The 9507-nt window shown below is 38.3% G+C and carries 2 protein-coding genes; both read left to right on the plus strand.

Annotated features, from left to right (window positions below; all coding sequences use genetic code 11):
* On the plus strand, positions 1-3555 hold a 3555-nt coding region (locus L0P31_RS09210), incomplete at its 5' end, for a collagen-flanked surface repeat-containing protein (RefSeq protein ID WP_238096640.1).
* Positions 3556-3865: 310 nt separating this feature from the next.
* The coding region (locus L0P31_RS09215; RefSeq protein WP_238096642.1) for a Rib/alpha-like domain-containing protein at positions 3866-9507 on the plus strand (5642 nt) is incomplete at its 3' end.

The raw sequence follows: 9507 nt of genomic DNA on the forward strand, positions 1-9507 counted from the left end.
GGCAACTGGGAAAAAGAAGGCAACATCAAAGGCCCTAAAGGGGACAAAGGTGAACAAGGACTTCAAGGTCGTGATGGTCAAGACGGAGCACAAGGTTTACCAGGACGCGACGGACGTGATGGCGCAGCAGGTCGTGACGGACGTGATGGACGCGACGGTAAAGACGTCTTGAACGGCAAAGTTAACCCAGAAGCAAATCAAGGTAAAGACGGCGATAAATACGTTAATACAGAAACAGGCGACGTCTTCGTTAAGAATAACGGCAACTGGGAAAAAGAAGGCAACATCAAAGGCCCTAAAGGGGACAAAGGTGAACGTGGAGAAGATGGTAAGACTCCAGAAGTAACTGTAACTCCAGGTAAAGATGGTCATAGTACCGACATTACATTCACTGTTCCAGGTAAAGATCCAGTTACAGTAAATGTTAAGAACGGAGAAAATGGTCTAAACGGTAAAACTCCAAAAGTTGATTTGCTTCGTGTCGAAGGACAAAACGGAAATCCATCACACACAATTGTGACATTCTATACAGATGAAAACAATGATGGTAAGTACACTCCAGGAACTGATGAACTTCTAGGTTCTGAAATGATTAAAGATGGTGCTAAAGGTGCGGACGGACGTGATGGTAAATCATTAATTACTGTAAAAGATGGTAAAGAAACTAAAGTTTACCAAGAAGATCCAGCACATCCAGGTCAACCATTGAACCCAGAAAAACCTCTAGCAGTTATTAAAGACGGAGTGGACGGAGTCTCTCCAACAGTAACAGCTGTTCGTAAGGATGAAGAAGGTCATAAAGGTGTAGAAATCACGGTGGATAACCATGATGGTTCACAACCAACTACAGTCTTTGTTCAAGATGGTGCTAAGGGAGAAACTGGTGCAACCGGTCAGGATGGACAAACTCCTACAATCACTACTCAACGTGGACAAGATGGCCAAAGCACTGTTGTAACTATCACAACACCAGGTAAAGATCCAGTAACCTTTACAGTGAAAGATGGTAAGAATGGTAAAGATGGACGTACACCATTTATTGACTTAAATGCATTGGTGGAAGCAGTTAGAAGAGGCGCTGGATCAACTTCTAATTCACAACCTTCTGGAACATCAAGAAGTGCAAGAAGAGCGAGAAGTGTAGGAGATAATCCAGATGAGATTCAACCACCAACTCCCGATTCAACACATACACAACCAGCGACTCCCGATTCAACAGAATCACAACCAGTAAATGGTACTCGTATTACAGCATACTATGATAATAATGGTAACGGTAAATACGATCCAGGTGTGGATGAATTAATTGGTACAAGTGATATCTTGAATGGTACAAATGGACGTAATGGTACAGATGGAGCTTCTGGTACAAATGGACGTAACGGTGCTGAATTACTAAGTGGAGCTACTGCCCCAACTGCTAAGGATGGTAAAGACGGTGATACTTATATCGACGCCAATACAGGTGATGTTTACAAGAAAGAAAATGGTTCTTGGAACAAGATTGGTAATATCCGTGGACCTCAAGGAGTAGCCGGTGAAAAAGGCGACAAAGGTGAAAAAGGTGAAAAAGGTGAAAACGGAGCTAATGGAGCAGACGGTAAATCACCAGTTGTAAATGTAACGGACAATGGAGATGGAACACACTCTATTACTGTTAGAAACCCTGATGGTTCTGAATCAACAACTAAAGTTAAAGATGGTAAAGACGGTAAAACTGCCAATATCACTACAACAGAAAATCCAGATGGAAGTCACACAATTACTGTAACAAATCCAGATGGAACAACTAAAGAAACAGTTGTTAAAAACGGTAAAGACGGTAAGACTCCAAAAGTTGAAGTAACGGATAACGGAGACGGAACTCATACTGTTAAAGTTACAGATGGAGACGGTAATGTTACCAACGCTATCATCAAAGATGGTAAAGATGGTAAAGCTGCAACAGCAACAACTACTGAAAACCCAGATGGAAGCCACACAGTAACAATTACTAACCCAGACGGAACTAAGAATGAGTTTGTTGTTAAGAATGGACGTGACGGTGTTGACGGACGTACTCCAACCGCATCTGTTCGTGATAACGGAGACGGAAGTCATACAATCGTTATTACAAATCCAGAAGGTGTGACAACTGAGACAACAGTTCGTGATGGTAAATCACCAAAAGTTACTATAACTGATGAACAAAATGGAACTCATAAGATCTCAGTTCTAAATGGTGATGGAACAACTACTGAAACAATCATTAAAGATGGTAAATCACCAGTAGCAACAGTTAGAGATAACCATGATGGTACTTACACTATCCGTGTAGAAAACGGTAATGGTACTGTTTCTGAAACCACAGTTCGTGACGGTAAATCACCAACTGCTAAGGTTGTGGATAACGGAGATGGCACTCACACTATCACAGTTGTGAACTCAGACGGAACAACTACAACAACAACAGTTCGTGATGGTAAAGAACCAAAACTTGAAGTTATTGATAACAACAATGGTTCACATACTATTAAAGTGACAGGTGCTGATGGTAAAGAAACTACAACTACAATCTTTGATGGTAAATCACCAAAAGCGAACATCGTTGATAACGGAGATGGAACTCATACATTAACAATCGTAGATTCTGATGGTCGTGAATACAAATCTATTATCAAAGATGGTAAAGACGGTAAAGATGGCGTTTCACCAACTGTAACTGTTAAAAATAATAACGATGGAACTCACGTTGTAACAATCACTAATCCTGATGGAAGTAAGACAGAAATGGTGATTAAAGACGGTAAAGATGGTAAATCACCAAAAGTTTCTGTTGAAGATAATGGTGATGGTAGTCATACAATCACAATCATCAATTCTGATGGAACTGTGACAAAAACAGTTATTAAAGATGGAAAAGATGGTAGAGATGGACGTGATGGTCGAGACGGCAAAGACGGAAAATGTGGATGCCAAGACAAACCAGTAACACCATCAAATGACAAACCAGTTCCTCCAACACGTAATGTGCCAGAAGGACCAACGTTTGCAATGCCAGAACCACCAGTTCATGAATTGCCAGAATTCAACGGTGGTGTGCCAGGAATGCCAGAAGTTCATGAATTGCCAGAATTTAACGGTGGAGTACCAGGTATGCCTGAAGTTACTGAAGTACCAGAATTAGATATGCCAACAGTACCAGCACAACCAACACCAAGTGTACCGGTTAAACCTGTGCCAGCACAACCAACACCAAATGTACCGACACCAGAAGTGCCAGTACAACCAACACCAAATGTACCGACACCAGAAGTGCCAGTACAACCAACTCCAGTTGTTCCAACACCAGAAGTACCGGTTAAACCAGTACCAGCGGTTCCAGAACAACCAGTAGTACCAACACCAGCTCAACCAGCAACTCCAGTAAATGCTAACCCAGTAGTTCCAACTACAGTTAAAGAAAACCATGGGGACAAATTACCAGAAACTGGAAGCCAATCTGATTATATCTCTGTTCTTCTAGGTAGCGGTATTCTATTGAGCCTATATGTAGGTCGAAGAAAAGAAGATTAATCAGCAAAAAGCAGTCACTAATTTCTCGAAAGAAGATGATAAGTGATAGATCTCGAATGAAAGAATATTCTTAGAATGATTTTCCTATGATGGAAAAGACTGCTAAAAACCTTGAGTGGTAACGCTCAAGGTTTTTTAGGTTACTGCATATACGAAATCTCGATATAGTACTAAGTGAAGTAATGTTTAGGAAAATATGGTAAATTTTTGTGAATAATATATTATATGACGAAAAGGTTTGCATCTGAGGAAATAAAAGAATATAATATATACAAGAAGTAATTTTATAATTTGAAGCAAGGAGTTCTTAATGTTTTTTAATCGAAAAGGAATCAATCAAAAGAATTGGCGGATGATAAAGAAAGGGAAGCATTTTCTTTTTGGGTGCACTCTTTTTTTGGCTACCGGAGCAGTGACGATACAGAATCCACATCTTGTTCATGCTGATGAAATGGTTGCGTCTCTGAATGATTCAACTAAAGTTAAAGATGAAGATCCGAATAGTGACAAGATTCCAAACGATGTGGAAAATCATCCACAGGTAGAAAATCCTGTTAAAGAATCAGATAAGATTTCTGAACATGTTCCAGAAGAAAAAATTCTTGAAAAGTCTTTAGAGCATCCAGTCAAAGCTGTGGATAAAACTGCTTTAAATGAATTAATTGAAAAGATTAGGAACACTGATTTACAGACTAAAACAGCTAAATCAGTTGAAAATCTTAATCTCTCTTTGTCGCGTGCGCAAGCAGTCTTGGATAAAGAAGGTGCTAGTCAGGATGAGATAGATAAAGAAGTTCAAGCTTTGTCTGAATCATTTGCTCAACTGGAAGAGAAAAGCAACGACATAGACAAAAAAGAAAAGCAAGCAGACAAAGCAAACGATAGTGATGAAAAGAAAAATCCTTCAACAGAAAAGATCGCTAAGGTTCAGGCTCTTGTTTCAGAAATTAACCAACTGGCAGGAGAAATCAGCTATGAATTCAGTGAATCTGAAAGCAAATCTCTTCAAGTATTTGCAGATTTATCTGAGGGAAAAGCCACTGAGAGTGAAGTTGATGGTGCTCTAAATGAAGCGAAGAGCCTCCGCAACAAAGTAGCTAATAGAGTAACTCGAGCACAATCTGGGAAACGTGATCCACGGAATGGAAAACCAATTGATGGTAAGGGAGAGAGTGGGTTTAGAGCGATTTGGATATCGTCAATTGCTAACAAATACGAGGGTAGTAATGCGTTAGTAAACGAAAATAAAAAAGAATTAACTTTTTATAATTCAGATACTCTATTCTCGGTAATGACAGCATATGGTAAAAGAGGAAATGGAGAGCCATTAGTAAGATATCCGAATGGCCCTAAACGTGGAGAGGAAGATCCTACTCCGTATTATGTAAAAAGAGTAGGAGTTATAAGTGGTCTTAATCAAGTTAAAGGTTTAAAACTACGTGTAGCTTATAAAAATTTCCAAACAGGAAAGAAAGAAGAAGTAGATATTGCTGCTAACTATTGGAATGTAAATAATCCTGAAGTGCAAATGGCTCTTGTTGGAACTATAGGTGATGGTGGAAATGTAACACCAGGTACTTATCATATTACAATTGGAGCAAATGGGACACATAAACAAAATACAATTACCTATACTTTGACTATCAAACCTCAAAGTGAACGTAATACTGTTAGAGATTTAACGCCAACTTATGTGGATGATGTCCGTCATTTAACGGAAACAGAAAAAAATGCTTTGATTGAAAAATTTAAAGCAGAGCATCCAAATGTGGTTAATCGTGCGAATCATATCGACTTTGACCATGCTGAGGTATCAGCTGATGGTGCAACAATGACGATTCATTTTAAAGATGGATTCAACCCTAAAACCATTCAAACAAATGCGACAAATGATGTAGAAGCGAAACATTCCAGTTTGACTGCTTATTTTGGGGATTCAAAAGAATTATATACGAATCCAAGAGAATTAGTACGATCAAAAACAGGACATGAAGTACCAACAACGGCTCAGGTAACGTATAAAACACCGTTTAACTTGCAAGAAGCAGGAACAAGAAATGTTGTAGTCACAACAACTTATGACAATGGAGTAACAAAAGACGTAACGACACCTTATACAGTTTTAGATTTTCTAGGAAAACAAGATAAAAAAATTAATCAGAATCAGTCTGGTGAACTAGGAGATGCGAGAAATTACGTAACTGTCTCTGATAATTCAGCAGTCCCAAGCGAATTAACGGTTCGTTGGAAAGGTGGCTCTTCTACTGTGGATACCTCTGCAGCAGGTGTACAACATAAAGAAATCGAAATTCTTCGTGGTAGCCATTTAATGAAAACTGTGAATGTTCCAGTTGAGATTGTAGATAATATCAAACCGACAATTACTGCCCCTGATAATATTACATTAACGAGATTAGAAGGACTACCTAGTGAAATCAATATTCACGCTCAAGATAATGATAAAGGAGTAGGGCTGAAAGAAAGTAACTCTGTAATGGTTGAAAATCTACCGAATCCATTATCTTACAATGCAAAAACATCAAAAATTGAAATAAATGATGTTATTCCAAATAATTTCCAACTTGGTAAATCAAGTATTCAAGTGACTGTTAAGGCCGTAGATAAAAAAGGAAATACTGCGACTAAAAATATTACTTTCCATATTCAGTCTCAAACACAAAAATATACAGCAGTTGCTAATTCTCTAATTCAAGAAGTAAGTTATGGGGAAGCGCCTGATGCAGGAACAAGTATTCAAAAAAATGGGCTGCCGACAGGTACAAGATACGGATGGGCAACTAAGCCTAATACGACAACAGGCCCTGGGGATAAAACCGGAGTCGTAACTGTAACCTATCCAGATGGTTCAACAGATACAGTAACTGTAATCGTGAAAGTTCGCAAATTAAGCGATGAACATACACCAACTGGGAAGACAATTACTGTTAATCAAAATGATTCAGTAACGAATGATAGATTAAAAGCAGCAGTAACAGTGAATAACGGTGGAACTAGTAAAGTGAAGTCAGTAACTGCAGCGCCTATAAGCACTGTGTATGCAGGCTCACAAACAATCAAAGCGACAGTAACTTATCTGGATAATACCACTGATCCAGTTGACATTCCTTTGGAAGTAAAAGACGTAACAGCTCCAACAATTCAAACACCGTTACAAAATCAAACTTGGGAAATAACAGCATTGGATAAAACATTGCCTCCTATTAAAGTAGCAGTTGCTGATAATCCTGGAGGAAGTGGAATAAAAAGCATTTTTCCAATGAACTTACCAAGTTTCTTGAAATATGACAAAGCAACAAGTAGCATCGTTTTCCAAGATGGAGAACGTGAAGTTCCTAAATTATCTGGAATAAATCGAACTACAAGTAATATAACATTACGTGTGGAAGATAATGCAGGAAATATTAGTGAACGAACATTTAGTATTACTCGCATAACTATGGCTGAAAAATATACTCCACAAGCAAATGCGACGATTCAAGAAGTGAGCCATGGAGAAACACCTAATCCGAAAACTAGTGTAAATACAGTAGGATTACCAACTGATGCTCAATATACATGGAAATCGGCACCAGATACGAATAGACCTGGAGATAAAACAGGGGTGGTGAAAGTTACTTATCCAGATGATTCAGTAGATGAAGTAACGGTTACTGTAAAAGTTCGTAAGCTAAGTGATGAGTATGAACCTACAGCTACAAAAATTGTCAAAAATCAAAACGATACTGTCTCAGATCAAGACTTAAAATCTGCTGTAACAATTAATAAAAACGGTAATAGTAAGGTGAAAACTGTCACTACAGTTGGGAAAATTAGTACTGCTGAGACAGGAAACAAAGAAATTTCTGCAACGGTAACCTATCTCGATGATACAAGGGAAACGGTAACAATTCCTTTAGAAGTAAAAGATGTAACGGCTCCAACGATTCAAACACCAGCGAATGGTCAGAATATCGATTTAATAGCATTAGATAAAGCATTTTCTCCGATTAAAGTAACATCTGAAGACAATACAGGAGGAAGTGGTGTTCAGTCAACAACGGTAACAGACTTACCAGATTTCTTAACTTATGATGATGCGACTAAAACCATTAAGTTTAAAGAGGGTACTCAAGAAGTTCCAAAATTACCAGTTGGTACAGATTCTCAAGCCCACACGGTTACGATTCGAGTGACAGATAATGCGAATAATAGTAGTACTTCACAATTAACGTTTACTGTGAAATCAATGACTACCAAATACGAAGCTACTGCAAACCCAGACAAACAAACAGTAAATTATGGTGAAACACCAGATGCAGGCACAAGCGTGAGTCAAACGAACTTACCAGAAGGAACAAGTTACGCTTGGAAAACAACACCAGTAACAACAACTCCTGGAGAAAAAGACGGAGTAGTAGAAGTAACCTATAAAGACGGTTCGAAAGATACAGTAAATGTAAAAGTTACTGTAAAAGAACTTAGCTCAGAATACGAAGTAACTGGAACGCTAATTGAAGTAAATCAAAATGATTCAGTTTCAAATGACGACTTAAAAGCTAAAGTAACTGCAACTTCAAAAAATGGAAATATTAATGGAACAGATAAGATTTCAACAGTTACAGCACCTACAATCAGCACAGCTAACTATGGTGAACAAACTATTAACGCTACAGTAACTTTCAAAGATGGAACAACTAAAGAAGTGAACATTCCGCTGAAAGTTAAAGACGTAACCCCACCAACAATTCAATCACCAGTAGAACATACAAACTGGGAAATGACTGCCTTAGACAAAACTTTACCAAATATGGAAGTAAGAGCAGAAGATAATGCAAACGGAAGTGGAATTAAAAACGTTACTGTGACTGGCTTGCCTGATTACCTAGAGTATGATAGTACAACTAACTCAATTAAATTTAAATCAGGAAAAGAAGCTGTAGAAAAACTACCTGAAAATACACCAAGCCAAGAATTTACTTTAAATATTCGAGCAGAAGACAAAGCAGGAAATGTCAGCGAAAGAACTGCGAAAATCACTGTATCTTCAATGAGTACGAAAACTAATCCTACGCCAATTCCACAAAATACAAGTTATGGGCAAGTTCCAGATCCTAATGGAAGTGTAGATAAAGCAGGCTTGCCAGAAGGTACAAATGTAACGTGGAAAACACCACCAGTAGTAAATACACCAGGCGCAACAGCTGGTGAAGTAGAAATCACTTATCCAGATGGCTCAAAAGATGTAGTGACAGTAAATGTAACGGTGAGAAAAGTAAGTGAAGATTTTACAGCGACTGGAACACAAATTGAAGTAAATCAAAATACATCAGTTACTCCAGAAATGTTAAAAGGAGCAGTAACTGCGACAAATGCGCAAGGTGAGAATGGAAATGCCAAAATTGCGACAGTGGAAGCCAAAACACTAATTAACACTGAGGCGTATGGAGACCAAACAATACAAGCAAAAGTGACATATATTGATGGTTCAGAACAAGACGTTACAATTCCATTGAAAGTAAAAGATGTTACGGATCCAACAATTCAAACACCAGCAGAACATACAAACTGGGAAATGACGGCTTTAGATAAAACATTGCCTCCTATGAAGATTGAGGCAAAAGATAATGCAAATGGTAGTGGAATTGCTACTATTGAAGTAAATAATATGCCTTCATTCTTAACATTTGATCAAGCTTCTGGAACAATTGTGTTCAAAGAGGGTATTAGAGAAGTACCGAGAATTGATTCTGACAATGTAATGTATGGTGTAACGATAGTAGCTAGAGATAAAGCAGGAAATTCTACATCAAAATTAGTGAATATAACAGTTTCATCAATGCGTGGAAAATACACCCCAACTGGAATCCCTCAAGAAGTGGACAATGGACACATACCAGATCCAGAAACAAGTGTAAACAAAACCGGCTTACCAGAAGGCACAACTGTTACATG

It is taken from the genome of Streptococcus mitis (assembly GCF_022137125.1).
Classification (GTDB): domain Bacteria; phylum Bacillota; class Bacilli; order Lactobacillales; family Streptococcaceae; genus Streptococcus; species Streptococcus mitis_CE.